Below are 18390 nucleotides of genomic sequence, written 5' to 3'. Positions count from 1 at the left end.
TTGACAGTCAGCTTATATTGTTTTGCCCGGATAAGCCTCCAATGCTTTCTGAAGGACAATCAGAGCCTTAGCCAAATCTTCTTTCTTCAGGACATAAGCTATACGTACTTCATTTTTTCCCAAACCGGGTGTTGTATAAAAACCTGATGCAGGAGCCATCATAACAGTTTGTCCTTCAAAACTAAATTCACTCAAACACCATGCACAAAATTTATCAGCATCATCCACAGGAAGTTTTGCAACCGTATAAAAAGCTCCCATAGGAATCGGAGAATAACAACCAGGAATACGGTTCAGTCCGTCAATCAAAAATTTACGACGTTCTACATATTCATTGTAAACCTCCAACATATAGTCTTCCGGTGTATCCAGAGAAGCTTCGGCTATTATTTGTCCGATCAATGGAGGGCTTAAACGAGCCTGACACCATTTCATAACATTCTCTTTCACCATTTGGTTCTTCGTAATCAGTGCACCTATACGAATACCACATTCACTATAACGCTTAGAAACAGAATCTACCAAAACTACATTATTCTCAATTCCTTTCAAATGAAAAGCTGAAATATAAGGAGCTCCTGTATAACAAAACTCGCGATATACCTCGTCAGAAAACAAAAACAAGTCATACTTTTTTACTATATCACGAATCTGGTCCATTTCTTTTTGTGTATACAAATAGCCAGTCGGATTATTAGGATTACAAATCAAAATTGCTTTTGTGCGAGACGTTATCAGTTCTTCAAATTTTTCAACAGACGGAAGAGCAAATCCTTCGTCAATAGTAGAAGGTATAGTCTTAATTACAGCTCCACATGAAATAGCAAATGCCATATAATTAGCATAAGCCGGTTCCGGTACAATAATTTCATCACCCGGATCAAGACAAGCCATAAATGAGAAAAATACAGCTTCAGAGCCTCCGGTAGTAATAATTATATCATCAATATTTACATGAATATTGAATTTTTCATAATAAAGAACCAATTTCTCACGGAAGCTTCGTATTCCTTCACTTGGCGAGTATTCCAACACTTTCCTGTCTACATGGCGCATCGCATCCATCGCGACTTCGGGCGTAGGTAAATCGGGCTGTCCGATGTTAAGATGATACACCTTAATACCTTGTGCTTTTGCCTTATTGGCAAGCGGAACGAGCTTTCTGATAGGAGAAGCCGGCATATTGACTCCTCGTTGTGAGATGTTGGGCATTTTTTACTATTATTTTTTTCCTTTTGAAGGGCAAAGATAATAATAATTGATAATTGGGAATTGAAAATAAGAAATTAAATGCCCGGACGGGGAGAATCCTTACTGGCATGCATAGTTGAAACGAATGCATGTGGATCAATCTCTTTCACTCCATCCTTTAATTTCGGAAGATCTTTGCGTTCGGCTATCGTGAATATTATTTCCGTTTCCAGACCTTCATACATACCTTTTCCGTGAATAAACGTACCACGCATGCCTAGCTGATTCACAATCAGGTTCTTCATATCCTGTGTCTTCTTAGAAACGATAAATACTGCACGATTCGGATTTTCCACCTGAAACATTTCTACAATTTTCCCATATACAAAAATAGTAAACCACGAATACAACGGAACCGCCCAATCCCTGAAAACAATCAGCCCAAGCAACACGACTGCGGAGTCTAACACTATAATCATATTGCTAACTTTCAAATTCGAATCATTAGCAATAACACGCGCCAACACATCCGTACCCGCGCTGGTACTTTGGGCACGGAATATACATGTTACGCCTACTCCCAAAATGGCACCACCATAAAATGCCGCAATAAAAGCATCATTCTCCACCAGTGGGTCTGTCAGAAAATAAGATAGTGTATCAGTAAAGATGGAAATTAGCAAAAAGGTAACTATTGTTTTAGGCCCCGACGAAAGACCTATCTTTTTCATCGCCAGGAACATTAGCGGAATATTGAAACATAATGCAGTAGCCCCCATAGGCAAACCCTCCGGCAAAAAAGGAAACAATCCCTTTGTCACATAATGGATCACAATAGAAACACCATACACGCCTCCCGGTACAATTTTATACGGAGCAAGGAAAAGCACATAACTAAGAGCTTGCAAAAACGAACCCACAACAATCAATGAATAATCGGCTGCGTTTTTTTTCAATGTAGCATTAGAAGGTACTGCCATTTTTTGTTTCATATTTCGAATTAAGCGTTATTTGTAAAATGTTGCAAATATAGACAAAAAAAGATTTGAACTTAACGAAGAAAATAACTTTTCATTCCTATACTGAAAAGAAAGATTTGAAATTACCAGTTTGTCAAAAACATTCATATAAACGACCAATCTTAACTACAAATTACTTAGGAAGAACGTCTGTAAAAATGCTCTTCCTTTTTATATAACCACTCTTGTTAAATCTACAGAAGTCCTATATTTGTTCACCCAATATTGTTACATTTGTAAAAATAATTTTCGGAATAAAATGAATGAAACAGTTCTTGAAAAATTGAAAGTCCTGGCCGAATCAGCAAAATACGATGTATCTTGTGCCTCCAGCGGAACTTCACGTTCACATAAGAACGGAAGTATCGGCAGTGCTGCCGGTTGGGGTATTTGCCATAGCTTTGCCGAAGACGGACGCTGCATTTCCCTTCTGAAAATTATGCTCACCAATTATTGTATATACGATTGCGCATACTGTATAAACCGTAGAAGCAATGATATACGGAGGGCAACACTTTCCGTAACCGAATTAGTTAACCTCACAATCGAATTTTATCGTCGTAATTATATTGAAGGACTTTTCTTAAGCTCAGGTGTTGTCCGTAATCCGGACTACACAATGGAACGACTTGTAAAAGCGATAAAAGACCTTCGTTTAATTTATCACTTTAATGGTTATATTCACATGAAAAGCATTCCCGGAGCAAGTCAGGAATTAGTCAATGAAGCAGGACTATATGCAGACCGCTTAAGTGTGAATATAGAGATACCAAATGAAAAAAGCCTGCAAATATTAGCGCCTGAGAAAGATTTCCAAAGCGTATTTACACCTATGCGCTACATTCAGCAAGGTGTATTACAAAGCGCTGAAGAAAGAAAACGTTTCCGCTCTGCACCACGTTTTGCCCCAGCCGGACAAAGCACACAAATGATTGTTGGCGCAACAGCAGATACAGACAAAGATATTTTGCATCTTTCCTCTGCTCTTTATCAGAGACCAACAATGAAAAGGGTTTATTATTCAGGTTTTATTCCTGTCAATTCTTACGACAACCGTTTGCCTGCACTAAAACAACCGCCATTAGTCCGCGAAAACCGTTTATACCAAGCCGATTGGTTGTTGCGTTTTTATCAATTTAAAGTTGATGAAATCGTGAATGACACATATCCTGACTTAGATATAGAAATTGACCCGAAACTTTCATGGGCACTACGTCACCCTGAAAAATTTCCGGTAGATATAAATAAAGCCGATTATGAGATGTTGCTCCGCGTACCCGGAATAGGTATAAAATCAGCCCAGATAATCATTGTCTCCCGCCGATATTCAAACCTTGGAAGTGAACAATTAAAGAAAATAGGTGTTGTTATGAAAAAAGCCCAGTATTTCATTACCTGCCGCGAACTGCCGGTAAAGACAATAAACGAAGTGAGTCCCGAGGCTTTACGGCAGATATTAACGAAAAAAGCAAACACAAAAACAGACGACCGACAATTGATAATACAGTTTCAAGAATAGCAGATGATTATTTTTATTTATGACAAAACATTTGAAGGTTTGCTAACCGCAGTATTCGACGCTTATACCCGCCGGACATTCCCGGATGTTTTACTAACAGAAAAGGAACCTCTACCGCTGTTCTACGATGAAGCTGTAACTATATATACAGATGGGACAAAAGCAGAACGTGTATGGAAAGGACTGCAGAAAAAAATATCAGAATTGTCATTGTCCGGATTAAGCATTACGTGGTTGTCGGAACTACCGGAAGTAGACATGCTTTTGTTTCGTTATATACGCAAGGCAATTGATGCTCCGAAAACAATAGAATATAACCTGGGAGACCCGGATGTACTTGAAGTCTCAAAAATATGGAAAAAAGTGAGTCAGGAACGTTTACGTGTCATACAATTTTTACGTTTCCAGAAAGCTTCCGACGGAACTTATTTTGCAGCATTAGCACCATTATACAACGTATTACCACTCACTTTATCACATTTAACAGACCGTTTCGCCGATCAGAGATGGCTTCTTTACGATTTAAAACGTGAATATGGTTATTATTATGATTTGCAGGAAACAATAGAAGTACACTTCGAAAATAAAGATTCACATCTCATTTCGGGTTTATTAAGTGAAGATATAATGGATAAAGACGAAAAACTATTTCAACAAATGTGGTCGGCCTATTTCAAATCGATTGCCATAAAGGAGCGTTTAAATCCTAAACTTCACAGGCAAAACATGCCGGAGCGTTTCTGGAAATACATGCCTGAGAAAAAATAAAAGACAAAACAAAAATCATAAATAAATAAAGCTATGTTATCCAATTTTGATTTCCAACAGATGGCAAGTGCCTTTATCGTCTTATTCGCCGTAATCGACATTATTGGCTCTATTCCTATCATTGTAGAACTAAAACGACGTGGAAAAGGCGTTAATGCACTGAAAGCTACAACGATCTCATTTGGACTGATGGTAGGATTTTTCTATGTAGGGGATTATATACTCCAACTGTTTCACGTAGACATAGAATCATTTGCAGTTGCAGGTTCTTTTATCATATTCCTGCTGGCATTAGAAATGATTCTGGACATTGAAATATTCAAGAATCAAGGCCCTATAAAAGAAGCAACTCTTGTCCCTCTGGTTTTTCCTTTATTAGCTGGGGCAGGCTCATTTACTACATTACTTTCGCTAAGAGCCGAATATGCTTCTATCAATATTTTAGTTGCTTTGATATTAAATATGATATGGGTCTATTTTGTTGTCCGCATGACGGCTAAAGTGGAAAAAATATTAGGGAAAGGCGGCATATATATGATCCGGAAATTCTTCGGTATTATTCTGTTAGCTATTTCGGTCAGGTTATTCACATCCAATATCGCACTTCTTTTTGACGGCTTGCAGAAATAGAGAATAAATCCGGGAACATAACTTCACTGATCTTGTTTTCTATTATACAAGGCATTTTTATCCGGAAAAAAATCTATGAAAGGGCGAAAAATAGAAAGGCTAATAAAATCTATAGTTTCATCTGTCATTTTACTGTCAGCTGTCCTTTTCGTCCTGAACATGGTTTTAACCAATCGCCTGGAACGATTCCTTAAAAAGGAACTGGTTGAACGAACTTCTAAAGCGACGGACGGTTTTTACAAACTTTCTTTTAATGATTTGTCTATCAGTTTTTTTAAAGGCGAATTGAAAATCAGCGGCGTATCTTTTACCCCCGACCCGGCAACCTTTCATTTATGGGAATCAAAAGACAGCCTGCCCGACATATATATCAATGCAAAAGTCGGAACTATTGGTTTCAGAGGTGTAAACCTTACCTGGCGCTGGAATTTTAAAAGGTTGCATTTTCAATCTTTCGAAATCAAGTCACCCGAAATACATCTATTCAGCCCATTTTATGCCAACCACACAGCAGCAGAGATAAAACACAGCAAATCAAAAACATTATACGAAATTATATCACCTTACATTAATGTATTAAGCGTCCGTACACTTAACCTGGAAAATGCCAGTATATTTTATACCGTCCAGAACTCGTCCACACCTATTATATATGCACTTAACAATGTTAGCTTCCACGGATATGGTTTCTGGCTGGATTCTTTATCATCCACAAACGGTAAGTTATTATATTGCGACAACTTTGACTTTAAAACCAATCGCCCCCAGACATTACTGACAAACAATGATTTTTTACTCCAAACAGATAGTATCGCATTAGACACCCAAGATTCAATCATATACATCAAAGATATACGCATTCTTCCCCAAGAAAAATTATGGAACGAAAGAAAACAGAAGCCTGACAATTTTCTACTGGCCAATATACATGACATCGAAGCAAAAGGTGTTTTCTTTAAACGTAAACATGCATTGAATTACTTAGAAGCACATTCCTTTAATATTTCAAATCCTGACATAGAAGCATTCAATCTGGTAAATGAAAAATCAGGTTCTAATAAAGATTCAACAGATATTGCAAAAACAGATTCAATCGTACAGGCGTTATCTTTATATGATATTATTTCCCCAGTACTGCATAGTGTATCTATTCATCAAGTATCAGTCAACGATGCACACCTCAACTATTCCCAATCCAAACATCAATTCAAGGATATTTATCAAGTGGACAATTTTAGTTTCCGGGGGAATGAATTTCTAATCGATTCTCTTTCGTTTGAAAAATATGATCTGGGATATTTTCGCAGTTTTTCATTCAATGCCTCAGGAATAAATGGAATGATGCCGGCACATAACTATCACTTCCAGATAGAAAACATGATGTTAAATACAGAAACAAAACATTTCCAGATAAACAAAGTAAAATTAAATCCTATATCTACAAACACACACAAAGATTATATTTCCGGCCAAATAGATTCTGTCGGCTTAAATGGCCTATTCTATAAAAAAGGCACAAACTTAAGTATCTTAAATATGGGAAAACTAACAATTGTACGGCCCCAACTTACTTTCAAATGGTATCAAAAAAAGAAAATATTACCACCACAGTCCAGCAAAGCCCAATTTAACATTAAAAACATTTATAAGCAACTCGGTTCTTTTACAAATCAGGTCGTGTTAGATAAAATTAAAATAACAGAAGGTCGTTTTGAATACATAAACATAGTCAACGATAGTACAAAAACAGATGAGATAATTTCACCTTTTGATCTGGAATTAACAGGAGTCTATATAGATAATATCAAACAAAAATATAATCTAAAAGACATTTATTTCCAGACAAAAGACATAAAAATTCCATTAGACAACGGTTTTTACTTTTTAAACATCGGAACTTTGAAATTGAAGCAATCCCAGCTAATACTGGATAGCTTACATCTAGTATCGCCATATCCTAAAATGGAATTTGCTTATAAACAACCACAACATAAAGATTGGTTTGATGTAAAAATAGGAAATATCTCACTGACAGATATTGACATACCACATTACTTCACTCATAATCAATTAAAAATAGGAAATCTGAAAATAAAAGATGTATTATTGCAGAATTTTAAAAACAAAAAGATTTATGTCGAACCTCATATCGTCCCGATGGTTTACTCTTTTATTCAAAAAGCACCGGTTCTATTCACTATTGGGAATGCAGACATAAAAAATTTCTCTGTTATTTATGAAGAACTGGAAAAGAAAGGAACACTGCCGGGAAAGATCTATTTTACAGATATGAACGGACATTTTGCCGGTTTGACAAACATCATCTCCTCCAATAATCAATACATACGGCTAGATGCAAACGGTAAACTAATGGGGCAAGGTTACTTTGCGGCTACCTGGAAATTACCGGTTGATTCATTAAACGACCGGTTTTTACTACATGCCCAAATGGATAGTCTGAATTTAACCGCACTAAATGAAATCATCACACCGCTGGTTTCAGCCGAAATAAAAAGCGGGTGGACTAACGGATTTTCTTTTAATATGGATGCATCCAGTAAAGGCGGGGAAATAGAATTGCAATTTCCATATCGCAACCTTAAAGTTTCTTTGCAGAAAGAGAAGAATGGCGAAATTCACAGCAACGCATTTCTATCAGGTTTGGCCAATCTATTACTTAGGGATAACAATCCGAGCCATCCGGAAAAGGCAGACAGCAAACTCCGATACATAAACATGTACATAGAACGTGATCCATATCATTCAACATTCAATTACCTATGGCAGCTTCTTCGTCCGGCAGTTGCAGCCTCTGTCGGTGTATCAAAAACAGAACAAGATGTCGCAAAAGGTATTTCGTCTTTTTTCGGGAAAGTAAAACGCTTCTTTGAAGGGGAAAAAAAGAAATTTGAAGAACATGAAGAAAAGAGAGAACACAAATAAAAGATATGAGTTTAGAAAACCATAGTTATGATTTTTCCAACTCATAACTATGAATATCCAATGGGTATTCAAAAAAAGGAGACGGCCTAACTTTGATTGTTAGACAGCCTCCTTATTCAATCTTATAAATTTAACAATCGATTAAATACCTAATGATGCTTTAATCTGATTGATCTTTTCGACAGCCGCTTTTTCGGCTTCCGGAATATCATTCACACTGTTTATCTTAGAATGCACTTCGCAATAGAATTTAATCTTAGGTTCTGTTCCTGAAGGGCGGATTGAGACTTTCGTATTATCTTCCGTAAAATATTGCAATACATTAGAAGTTGTAGGCATATCCAGAGATAAAGTTTCATTATCAGCAAAACTATGACCTTTCAGCGAAGCATAATCATAGAAATATGTCACTTTTGAACCTGCTATTTCCTGCAATGGATTTTCGCGGAACTTCTTCATCATAGCTTCTATTTCTTCTGCCCCGCTCTTACCTTTCTTCACTACAGAAATTCCCTGTTCCTTTGAATATCCATATTCCACATAAATTTTCTGTAACAATTGGAATAATGATAATCCCTGGTCTTTTGCCCAGGCAGCAATTTCTGCAAGAATAGCACAGGCCGAAACAGCATCCTTATCACGAACAAAGTCTTCGCATAAGAAACCATAGCTTTCTTCACCACCACCAATGTAGTTTTTCTTGCCTTCATTCTTCTTCATTACATCGGCAATCCATTTGAAACCTGTATAAACATCATACAGTTCCACACCATTACGTTCTGCAATAGTACGAATTGTTTCCGTTGTTACAATCGTCTTCACAACATATTCCTTGCCCTGAATTTTACCTAGTTCTTTCCAGCGGGTAATCAAATAATAAACAAACATCAAAGCAGTCTGGTTACCATTCAACAGAACCCATTCGCCTTCGTTATTCTTAACAGCTGCACCTACACGGTCTGCATCCGGGTCAGAAGCTAATACCAGTTCTGCATCTGTTTCTTTTGCTTTTTCTACTGCCATAGATAACGCAGCCGGTTCTTCCGGATTGGGAGAGACAACAGTTGGGAAATCTCCGCTTACAACGTCTTGTTCAGGAACGTGAATAATGTTCGTGAATCCAAAAGCTTTCAAAGCATCAGGAACCAACTTAACGCCTGTTCCATGAATCGGAGTATAAACGATCTTCATATCTTTATGACGGACTATCGACTCCGGGGACAAAGATATTGTTGTCAGATCGTGAATATATTGATCATCGATTTCTTTACCAAGAATTTCAATTAATTCTTTGTTGCCTTTGAACTTGATATCGCTGGCATTGCGTATTTTATTTACTTCGGCAATTGTATTACGGTCATGCGGTGCTATCATCTGTGCTCCGTCATCCCAATATGCTTTATAGCCATTATATTCTTTCGGATTATGGGATGCAGTCAGGATAATTCCGCTTTGACACCCTAATTTGCGGATAGTATATGACATTTCAGGTGTAGGGCGAAGATTTTCGAACAAATAAACTTTGATACCGTTTGCAGAAAAAATATCTGCCGATATTTCAGCAAACTTGCGGCTATTATTACGGCAATCGTAACCAATTACGACTTTTATCTGATCTAAATCAGCAAATTCTTTTTTCAGATAATTAGATAAGCCTTGCGTAGCAGCACCAACAGTATAAATATTCATACGGTTAGAGCCAACACCCATAATTCCACGCAAGCCGCCTGTTCCAAATTCCAGATCTTTATAGAAACATTCTATTAATTCCGTAGCATCTTCGTTGTCTAACAAAGCTTGTACCTGCGCACGTGTTTCGGCATCATAACTCTTAGTAAGCCATCCTTGAGCCTTACTTCTGACCATTTCCAATAACTCGTTGTTTTCCATGTTTATATTGTGTTTGTTGTTGAACAAATTACTCTATTATAAAGAAAACAAATATACGAATTAATTGATTTAAACAAATCTTTCAACTATGATTTTCGACGTTAAAATGGTTTCAAATTCAAGCCAGTATCTTATCTACCAATTAAACGTGTGGTTATAAACAGATTGGTTGCCACAAGCATCTGTCACAACAAGTTCAAGGTCATGTTTGCCGGGTTTCAACCTTTCTTTATCAAAGCGATAAGTAATTACAGATTTATTATTCATTTCAAATAATACAAATTGCCCGTCTACAGTTCCTTTATATGTTTGCACACCGCTTAAATCGTCCGACAGCCGGAAAGCAATGCTTCGTTTGTTTACCCAGGTTGCCGGATTCAGAGGCGTGATAACCGGAGCTTTTATATCTTGCTTGATCATATAACTCCCCAATTCTTTAATGTCAGCATCTATCCAACCATTCCTGTAAACTCCGCCCATCCAGGATGCACGTCCATTCTGTACACGTACCACCCCATATTGTTGCTTATTTTCCAAAGTGTCATGTTGCAAACGCAGAGACAACTGTGCTGATTTATGCAATGGAACCGGCTGATTATGCAAAACGTGGATTGCAGACAATGCAGATTCATCTTCTTTCACCTCATATCTGAACAACACGTCGTCATATAAACTGCCACGTAGAATAGTAAGCCGTATACCTTTAGCACCAAACTTATTATCGCTTCCCCAATGGAAAAACTCTACACCGGAAGTATCCGGTTCCGGTATAGCTTGTTGTTTTCCTTCAATCCATATGGAAAGTTGAGTCGTATTACCAAATGTATCGGACAACCTATAAATTAAATGATAAGTTTTCGGTTCGTCCACAGAAAGTATACCCCGGTTTATTCCTTCCATAAACCGCAAACGATTACCCGGTTCTATAAAACTTTTCATATAAAATGAACGTTTGTTTTTCCAGGCCTCATAATCCGTAAAACTATTCAGATAACGGGTTTCATCAAATGCATAACGATCCAGGTTACTATGAAACAAAACCTGGCTGTCTGCCAATAAAGTAATTTCTTTCACTCCATAAATATTGGAAGTGTTATCCATATAATCATATGCTTTAACAGCCAGCCCGACATCACCCCACGCTTCCAACTTTCCTGTAACAGCCTGTTTTCCATCTTTAGAAGTAATAAGTTTCAACTCCTGTTTCTTGCTACTGCCATTCACAACACCTTGCCCTGATATAGGATAAATCATAACACCTTGTATTTTGGGCGCCCGTGTATCTGTGATTTTATCCCTGAAATAGTCAATCGGGTCAAGCACTTCTTCCGTTTCCGTATCTCGTACTTCAAAATGCAGATGAGGTCCTCCCGAGCTTCCCGTATTACCACTCAAAGCTACTATTTCACCTTTTTTCACCGGGAAAATATCAGGGGTAAGACTCAAGTCCACATTAAAACTCTCTTTTTGATATTGCTGCTCTTTCACATAGTCGGCAATCTTTTTAGAAAATTTATTCAAATGCCCATAGACCGTAGTTGTTCCATCTGGATGAGTCAAGTAAAGTCCGTTCCCATATCCCCAGGGACTAACCGAAATGCGGGAAACATATCCTTCCTCTACAGCATGCACAGGCTTACCTTCAACACCCTGTGTCTTAAAATCTATCCCCGAATGAAAATGATTATTTCTTAATTCTCCGAAATTTCCGCTCAATAGGATCGGAAAATCAAAAGGTGCTTGATATTCCTGCGCTGTAAGAGGTAAAGTTACAATAAAAGAAGTCAGACAAATGCCTGCTATAATATGATGTACTTGCATAATATCTTGTCGTTATATCGGACAAACATACGGAAAATATCTTTACTTTTTATCGGTCAGGAAATTTATCATCTGCACAATAGCCCGGCTACAAGCCGGACAGAATGGTGCATAATCCCGCATCATACAATGATCCATAGGACGATAAATACCTTTAGCAATATAGCCCCCGCCTTCAAACACCCCTATTCTATCTTTATTTTCATCATCCAATGGCGTTGGAACCGGAGTATTATCCGGCAGCAAATCTTTCCACTTAGTTTCGAAATTCACTAATGTTGTTATATTGGGTTCCCACGGTTCATATTTCAGATTATAAAAATCTACATAAGCAACAGAAGATGCGAAATATTCATCTGCCAATCCTGCAAAACTATGTCCGAATTCATGAACAAACACAACTTGGGTTTTTACATTATCCGCCGTACCCATTGCATAAAAATTATACATACCTCCGCCACCATACGTATCTGCATTCACAAGAATAAAAATAGCATCACAGGGTACGTTCCAAACGGCATCACGAATAGATTTCATATCAGGCGTTGTCAAATACCGGTCTATTCCGAACGTATAATAACCCGAGTTAAGTGCCGTGTTCTTAAAAACGCCTTGACCCGAGATATCCGTACCGGAGTCTTCCGAAATTAACCCAACCGCCCAAACGTTAAAATCATCCCTATACTTATCATAAGGGGCGGTTTTAAATAACGATTCGGCAAAACGCTTAACATCTGCAATAAACTTATCTTGTTCGTTTTTTGTATAACCTTCAGCCAAAAAGACCATATCTACTTTTTCTGCCGGATTTCCTTTATACTGAACTCGAGTAATGTTATTATCCTTCAGTTTTCCACGATCAATAAAAATACTGGAAGGATCCATTCCTGTTTTCAATAATGGATGAAATTTCATATCTTTCTTATCCCGGGCAGTAATTTCAATCAAAACCGGAGCTTTCGGATATGGAACAGAAATACTATTTGTCCATGACTGTGTTTCTTTATCAGCCTGTTCCGTAGTACGCCATTCCTCAAACAACGTATTAAAACCACGAGAATAAATCAGTCGATTATCGGCCTTGTTATATATATTCACATAATATCCGCCATAATTAAACTTATCTATCAAATTTTTCCGAGGTCCTCCCCAAACGGGTTCTTCCCGAAACTGTTGAATTGCAGCCGACTGAGATTTGGCATTTCCACTAAGAGCAAAATCTATCCGCAGACTTTTGGGAAGGAAATAAGTATCAAATTCATTTTGTGCCATACATGCCAGGCCACAAACCAAAAAGAACAAAAGAAAAGAAAGTCGTGTTTTCATAACAAGTAGTTTTCATTGGCTTTTAATTATGCATACAAATATAGGAAATATTTATCTCCTTACAGTCAATACGAAAACAAAGGAAGTGTAAACCAGAAAATGGAACCTTTTCCCAACTCCGACTCAAGCCCTATTTTTCCACCCAAAGCTTCTACAATTGTTTTACAAATAGGAAGACCTAAACCTGTTCCCTGGCTAAAATTATCTATTTTCACAAATCGCTCAAATATACTATCGTGATATTCCGGAGGAATACCTATACCTGTATCTGTAACAGAAATCTGAACAAATTCTCCCACAAGCTTATAAGATAATACAATTTGCCCTTTATCTGTAAATTTATACGCATTCGAAATAAGGTTTATAATAATCTGCCGGATTCTCTGTTCATCTGTATGGAGCAATAAATCAGGATGGGCATCTTTATCAAAAACAAAACGCAAATGGGTAAACTCCGATGCCATGTATATATTAGCTATTCCCTGGCATATGTGTTTTAGATTTATACTTTTTTTCTGATATTTCAAGACACCGGCTTCTATTTTCGAAAAATCAAGAATATCAGATATCAGCTGAAGTAACAACTCGTTATTTTTATTGATTATATCCTGAAAGTAACGACGTTCTTCAACAGTTTCCATTTCTGCCATAATTCCGGAAAAACCAACTATAGCATTAAGCGGGGTACGGATTTCATGACTCATGTTAGCCAGAAAAGCCGATTTCAACTTATCCGCTTCCCGTATTTTCTCCATCTCAAGCTCTGCCTTCTGTTTCTCTTCTTCCGCTTTTCTCAGTTTCTCTTCCATCTCCATTTTCAGGCGGTTCTCTGTATTATCACTGATAATAAGCAAATAGCCAATCTTCCCCAATTCTTCATCATGCAAAATCAACCCTCTTATCTGAAGATACTTAACACGGTCTGTAATAGTACTGCAATAATAATTACCAATCTTATCGAAATGAAAAGTAACAGGCAAATCAAAATTTTCATATCGTCTTAAGCAACCGGCAACATTTACAGGAAGATTCGGGTTCTCAAATAAATTAATTCCCAACAAACATTCCCGGCGACTCCCAAAAATCCGGGCATCTGCCTCATTTACATCAATCAGGAATCCATCCGTATCATATAATTCTACTCCAACAGGCAAGTTAGAAAATATCATCTGAAAACGCATATTACTTTGTAATAAACGTTTCCGGGAATCTTGAATATTCTCCAGGACATTCTGACGTTCTATAATAATAGAGAATATATTCGAGATAATACGAACATTTTCTATCTCTGACAATGTCCATTGGCGGCGGACACGAATAGCATCAAAACCAAGAAAGCCTCTGATTTTTCCATGAAAAGAAAGCGGCAACACCAACATAGACAATAATCCTTGCTTTTGAAATAATTTCCGGTCTATATGTGCTTCTTCGGGCAGATCTTTAATATCGTGAAGTACAATATCGTTTCCGGAAATAAGAGTATCAATCATCCATGGTATTGTTTCATAAGACAAAACAGATGAATCTTCTTTGGAAGTATCGACCCAGGTACTTGTAACCTCATACAAAAAATCAGCTACTTTATATTCAGTATCAAAAGTTGCGACATAAACCCAATCAGCATTAAAAAAGTCAATAAGTATTTTCATTGCTTTTTCTATGGCATCTTTTTCCTCTGAATTGAAAAGCAAAGCTATTACTTCCGAAATAATTTGTTTGATATTAGATACTGAGGCCATATATACCAGTATATAGTTTTCTGAAATTCTTTTGATATTCAAGACAGACAAATCTAGAAAATAAATTTCATTTAATATATTTTCAAACTAAAAAAGTATCAATTTAACACAAATAAGAAAGGTTGCATATAATATGCAACCTTTCTTGAACAGAATATACAACAAATTGTTTCAAATATACAAATTTCACATTATCTCTTTCCTAGTTTATGATCCATTATTCCAAAATGACATTCGCCATAATGTTTCAATTCATCAACAATAGACTTAGCCGTCGATTCTTCTTCCACCTGTTCACGCACAAAACCAAACAAGAAATCTCTAACTGCATGGTCTTTTTCGGCTTCTGCTATATCCATCATTTTATCGATCATTTCAGAAACATGTATTTCATGTTTATAGACATGTTCAAAAACTTCCAATGGATTGCCCCATGCAGACGGGACAACATTTATCTGACCGATTGTAATATCACCACCCCGGTCTATTGCGAAATCGATCATTTTGTGGGCATGCTCCATTTCTTCATCGGCTTGCTTACGCATCCAATGAGCAAAACCATTCAGACCTTCTTTCTGAAAATACACTGACATCGACAAATAGAGGTTAGACGACCACATTTCTGCATTCACTTGAACGTTGAATGCTTCCGTTAGTTTTTTACTTAAAATCATAGCATTATACCCTTTCAATATTAATTTGACACAATGATTGTGAAATGTTTATTGCAAAAATAAGTATTTATTTAATTTTAAGCTATACTTTCAACCTCTAATTCTTTGTTTTTTCTTAGCTTCTTTTACACAACTGATGATCTAAAATGGCAATATGGTGTTCGCCATACGATTTTAATTTTTCAACGATATTTTTAGCTGTTGCTTCTTCTTCCACTTGTTCACGGACAAATCCCCACAAAAAATCCTGTGTCGCCTTATCTTTTTCCGCAGAAGCAACATCAACCAGTTTATCTATAAGTTCAGAAATATAGGTTTCGTGTTTATATATGTGTTCAAAAATTTCAAGCGGACTTCCCCAAGCTGTAGGAACCGAATTAACCGGACTGATATTTACCTGTCCGCCACGCTGTACCGAATAATCAATCATACGATAAGCATGTTCTGTTTCTTCTTCAGACTGTTTACGCATCCAATGAGCACATCCGTCGAGTCCAAGGACCAGAAAATGCGCATACATAGACATGTACAGGTTAGCCGACCACATTTCTGCATTTATTTGCTCATTCAGAGCATCTGATAGTTTTCTACTTAAAATCATAATGGTTCGTTTTAATGAAATTATTTTATAATAAAACAAGCCACTAGAATTTTAGTTTATACCAAATAGAGATTATTTAATTTCTATTTTGACTGAAGCCCGCTGTAAGGAGAATAATATCTCCTATCTTTATACGTTCTAAACATATAACTTAATTATGCACATGAAAAAAAGAATTGAAATATTCATTGCCCGCCTGCAAGAAGCTGTAAAAGGTAATCCGATGGAAGTATTCCTTTCCATTCTGTTCTTTATAATCGGATGCTACCATCATAATTATAAAGGCCAAAATACAGAAATGGCGCTACTCTATTTTCCGGTTATCTTCTTATTTACCTACATCCTCAACCAACTAACATGGCAAAAACGACGTTGGCTCTATTACCTATCAGCACTGTCTTTCCTGCCATTCCTGTTCATAGACATCTCCAGACATTATCCAACCTATCTGGTCAGCCTTATTGCTATCCAACTAGCCTATTTGGCTGGATGCTGGAAGAAAGACAACAATGCATTTATGCAAATAGGGATTCATTATATAGGAGCTTTACTTTCAGCCGCCGTATTAGCATCCATTGCGTGGCTATTATCGCTTTCCATCTATTATTCCATCAGTTATATTTTTGAAATATGGGAAGGCCACGAATATGATTATATTTCTTACTCTTCCTGCTTTTTTTATCTCGGCATAATGCCTTTGCTATTTCTCATGTTCAACCAAAGAAAAGAGAATGTAAACTATGCTGGCAACAAAACTTTTAATGTACTGATGAACTATGTCCTTTCTCCCGCCCTATTGATATATGCTGTCATATTATATCTTTATTTTATTAAGATAACCGTCCTATGGTCGCTACCCAAAGGAGCAGTAGCTTATATTGTAGTCAGTTTTACTTCGGCTACTTTTATGTTAAAAGGATGTCAGGAATTTCTGGAAAAACGTCATTACGAATGGTTCTATCGTCATGCCAGCCTGGCTGTTTTTCCGGCACTAATCATGTATTGGGTCGGATCTTTATACCGCATCAACGAATATGGTTACACTGAACCACGCGTATATCTGGTCGTAACAGGGTTAATCCTAACCGGAACAGCCATCATGTTCATATTCAAACGTACAGCACATTATTTATACATCGCATGCCTGGCAGTAATACTTTTATCGTCCGTCACCTATATACCAGGAATAACCGCATCCGATATCGAACGTATTTCACAGTCTGCAAGAGGTAATACACAGTCTAAGGAAAAATATGTTTATCCGTCTTACATCGATTTAAACAATAACAACGCAATAGAGATAAAAGACTATAAAACCATACAACTTGTAGGTACCGACATGACCGATGGAATTTGGACAGATCAGGCTTATGATACATTTTATGTGTACCAGGGGAACAAAAACCTGCTGTTCAAAGAACAAATAGACACTTTTTTACTCCATCAAATGTATAAAATAGGCCTTACAGCAACCGATACGATACCAGACAGTGCTAATTCTAAAATTTTTGAACTAGACCTGGATTCAATCAAATTAGTAATCGGCCGCATATCCCTGACACGCGACTCCATTTATCATGTTTCTTATATCGATCCTGCATATTATTTACAACGTTAAATTTTCATCTTTATGGAAAAAGAAAAAGAACTGATACTTTTTTCCCAACGCATCCGGGCTTTAGCCCAAAACGGACTTACCTATTCGGATAACGAATATGACATCGAGCGGTATGAAGAACTGATACAAATCAGTGATAAAATAACCGCCCTTTCTGCCGGAATAGATAACGAAACTGTGCATGCATGCTATCATCCCTTAAAAGAATATACCACACCTAAGGCTGATATTCGCGCTGTTATATTCAACGAAAAAGACGAAATACTGCTTGTGCGCGAGAAAGCCGACGGACTTTGGTCTCTTCCCGGCGGTTGGTCGGATGTAGGATTCTCACCTAAAGAGGTTGCCATAAAAGAAGTAAAGGAAGAAACCGGATTCGACGCAGAAGCTGTCCGGCTATTAGCCGTCATGGATATGAGCAAACATCCTCACCCTGCTATTCCGTTTTACGTGTACAAATTCTTTATTCTTTGCAGGATAACCGGGGGGACATTCAACGAAACCTTTGATATTCTGGGAAAAGGCTTTTTCAAATTAGACCAACTTCCTCCATTATCTCTCGAGCGAGTACTTCCCGAACAAATAAAACAGATGTTCGGTTACTATAAAAATCCTTCGCAAACGGTCTATTTAGATTAGCTCCATTTGCCA

The 18390-nt window shown here is 37.2% G+C and carries 14 protein-coding genes; 6 read left to right on the top strand and 8 right to left on the bottom strand.

The annotated features are described in order from the left end of the window. Nucleotides 1–12 precede the first annotated feature (12 nt). Both C4S38_RS13030 and C4S38_RS13025 read right to left on the bottom strand, forming a co-directional pair. Nucleotides 13–1212 (bottom strand): pyridoxal phosphate-dependent aminotransferase, encoded by a 1200-nt coding sequence (locus tag C4S38_RS13030; protein ID WP_103984062.1) that lies wholly within the window; start codon nt 1210–1212, stop codon nt 13–15. Between the two features lie 74 nt (nt 1213–1286). Further along, complete coding sequence (locus C4S38_RS13025; RefSeq protein ID WP_103984061.1) at nt 1287–2183, bottom strand: YitT family protein; 897 nt, start codon at nt 2181–2183, stop codon at nt 1287–1289. Between the two features lie 286 nt (nt 2184–2469). On the opposite strand from C4S38_RS13025, the gene C4S38_RS13020 reads away from it, so the two are divergent. The 4 genes from C4S38_RS13020 (at nt 2470) to C4S38_RS13005 (ending at nt 8070) form a co-directional block, all read left to right on the top strand. Then, nucleotides 2470–3729, top strand: a complete 1260-nt coding sequence (locus tag C4S38_RS13020) for a putative DNA modification/repair radical SAM protein (RefSeq protein WP_103984060.1) — start codon at nt 2470–2472, stop codon at nt 3727–3729. Between the two features lie 3 nt (nt 3730–3732). Then, entirely contained in the window at nt 3733–4497 is a 765-nt protein-coding gene (locus C4S38_RS13015; RefSeq protein WP_103984059.1) for a TIGR03915 family putative DNA repair protein, read from the top strand. A 33-nt stretch (nt 4498–4530) separates the two neighbouring features. After that, nucleotides 4531–5127 (top strand): MarC family protein, encoded by a 597-nt coding sequence (locus C4S38_RS13010; protein ID WP_099463354.1) that lies wholly within the window; start codon nt 4531–4533, stop codon nt 5125–5127. Nucleotides 5128–5286: 159 nt separating this feature from the next. Beyond that, nucleotides 5287–8070: a hypothetical protein gene (locus C4S38_RS13005; RefSeq protein ID WP_234999377.1), complete on the top strand. Its 2784-nt coding sequence runs from the start codon at nt 5287–5289 to the stop codon at nt 8068–8070. Nucleotides 8071–8211: 141 nt separating this feature from the next. On the opposite strand, the gene C4S38_RS13000 is transcribed toward C4S38_RS13005, so the two are convergent. From C4S38_RS13000 to C4S38_RS12975, 6 genes are all read right to left on the bottom strand, one after another. Then, complete coding sequence (locus C4S38_RS13000; protein ID WP_099463356.1) at nt 8212–9960, bottom strand: phospho-sugar mutase; 1749 nt, start codon at nt 9958–9960, stop codon at nt 8212–8214. Nucleotides 9961–10095: 135 nt separating this feature from the next. Beyond that, complete coding sequence (locus tag C4S38_RS12995) at nt 10096–11781, bottom strand: M23 family metallopeptidase (RefSeq protein ID WP_103984057.1); 1686 nt, start codon at nt 11779–11781, stop codon at nt 10096–10098. Between the two features lie 42 nt (nt 11782–11823). Then, nucleotides 11824–13107, bottom strand: coding sequence for a M64 family metallopeptidase (locus tag C4S38_RS12990; protein ID WP_103984056.1), 1284 nt, complete (start codon nt 13105–13107; stop codon nt 11824–11826). Between the two features lie 65 nt (nt 13108–13172). Then, nucleotides 13173–14846, bottom strand: a complete 1674-nt coding sequence (locus tag C4S38_RS12985; protein WP_103984055.1) for a GAF domain-containing sensor histidine kinase — start codon at nt 14844–14846, stop codon at nt 13173–13175. Between the two features lie 191 nt (nt 14847–15037). Further along, on the bottom strand, nt 15038–15520 hold the full coding sequence (locus C4S38_RS12980) for a ferritin (RefSeq protein WP_103984054.1): 483 nt from the start codon (nt 15518–15520) through the stop codon (nt 15038–15040). A 115-nt stretch (nt 15521–15635) separates the two neighbouring features. After that, on the bottom strand, nt 15636–16118 hold the full coding sequence (locus C4S38_RS12975) for a ferritin (protein WP_199163400.1): 483 nt from the start codon (nt 16116–16118) through the stop codon (nt 15636–15638). Nucleotides 16119–16284: 166 nt separating this feature from the next. Between C4S38_RS12975 and C4S38_RS12970 the strand changes: the two genes are divergently transcribed. Next, a complete protein-coding gene (locus C4S38_RS12970; protein WP_103984053.1) occupies nt 16285–17739 on the top strand; it encodes a DUF4153 domain-containing protein in 1455 nt (484 codons plus the stop codon). Nucleotides 17740–17751: 12 nt separating this feature from the next. Then, on the top strand, nt 17752–18378 hold the full coding sequence (locus C4S38_RS12965) for an NUDIX hydrolase (RefSeq protein WP_099463362.1): 627 nt from the start codon (nt 17752–17754) through the stop codon (nt 18376–18378). Nucleotides 18379–18390 lie beyond the last annotated feature (12 nt).

It is taken from the genome of Parabacteroides chinchillae, from assembly GCF_900108035.1.
Classification (GTDB): Bacteria; Bacteroidota; Bacteroidia; order Bacteroidales; family Tannerellaceae; genus Parabacteroides; species Parabacteroides chinchillae.
This window is presented reverse-complemented; position numbering and strand designations above follow the sequence as displayed.

What these genes read in the sequence shown, in the direction of transcription:
- C4S38_RS12970 (WP_103984053.1), top strand. Translation starts at nt 16,285, where the DNA reads ATGAAAAAAAGAATTGAAATATTCATTGCCCGCCTGCAAGAAGCTGTA.
- C4S38_RS13005 (WP_234999377.1), top strand. Translation starts at nt 5,287, where the DNA reads ATGGTTTTAACCAATCGCCTGGAACGATTCCTTAAAAAGGAACTGGTT.
- C4S38_RS13015 (WP_103984059.1), top strand. Translation starts at nt 3,733, where the DNA reads ATGATTATTTTTATTTATGACAAAACATTTGAAGGTTTGCTAACCGCA.
- C4S38_RS12965 (WP_099463362.1), top strand. Translation starts at nt 17,752, where the DNA reads ATGGAAAAAGAAAAAGAACTGATACTTTTTTCCCAACGCATCCGGGCT.
- C4S38_RS12995 (WP_103984057.1), bottom strand. Translation starts at nt 11,781, where the DNA reads ATGCAAGTACATCATATTATAGCAGGCATTTGTCTGACTTCTTTTATT.
- C4S38_RS13000 (WP_099463356.1), bottom strand. Translation starts at nt 9,960, where the DNA reads ATGGAAAACAACGAGTTATTGGAAATGGTCAGAAGTAAGGCTCAAGGA.
- C4S38_RS13030 (WP_103984062.1), bottom strand. Translation starts at nt 1,212, where the DNA reads ATGCCCAACATCTCACAACGAGGAGTCAATATGCCGGCTTCTCCTATC.
- C4S38_RS12990 (WP_103984056.1), bottom strand. Translation starts at nt 13,107, where the DNA reads ATGAAAACACGACTTTCTTTTCTTTTGTTCTTTTTGGTTTGTGGCCTG.
- C4S38_RS12985 (WP_103984055.1), bottom strand. Translation starts at nt 14,846, where the DNA reads ATGGCCTCAGTATCTAATATCAAACAAATTATTTCGGAAGTAATAGCT.
- C4S38_RS13020 (WP_103984060.1), top strand. Translation starts at nt 2,470, where the DNA reads ATGAATGAAACAGTTCTTGAAAAATTGAAAGTCCTGGCCGAATCAGCA.
- C4S38_RS12980 (WP_103984054.1), bottom strand. Translation starts at nt 15,520, where the DNA reads ATGATTTTAAGTAAAAAACTAACGGAAGCATTCAACGTTCAAGTGAAT.
- C4S38_RS13010 (WP_099463354.1), top strand. Translation starts at nt 4,531, where the DNA reads ATGTTATCCAATTTTGATTTCCAACAGATGGCAAGTGCCTTTATCGTC.
- C4S38_RS13025 (WP_103984061.1), bottom strand. Translation starts at nt 2,183, where the DNA reads ATGAAACAAAAAATGGCAGTACCTTCTAATGCTACATTGAAAAAAAAC.